Below are 234 nucleotides of genomic sequence, written 5' to 3' on the forward strand. Positions count from 1 at the left end.
AAACTTCGCATGCGCCGGAAACGGGACATGGCGCGTTCTCTTCGTCGGATTGGCAAGTGTGAGTTTTCGGCGCGGTTATTGAGATGACGCCCTGTTTCTTGGCGGCCTTCGTTCCCAATAACTTTCATGGCGGCCCGATAGGACGGGCATCTATCCGTCACCACGACATGCGGATTACCATACCGCTTCATTGCTTTCTTGAGGAATTTCAATGCGGAAACCTTATCCCGAGTT

At 52.6% G+C, this 234-nt stretch carries 1 protein-coding gene; it reads right to left on the reverse strand.

Going from position 1 to position 234, the window contains the following annotated elements:
- Window positions 1-234 (reverse strand): DDE-type integrase/transposase/recombinase (locus tag HY29_RS18770; RefSeq protein ID WP_155838181.1); only part of this gene is annotated, 234 nt, incomplete at both ends.

Origin of the sequence: Hyphomonas beringensis, assembly GCF_000682755.1 — a bacterium.
GTDB classification, from domain to species: Bacteria; Pseudomonadota; Alphaproteobacteria; order Caulobacterales; family Hyphomonadaceae; genus Hyphomonas; species Hyphomonas beringensis.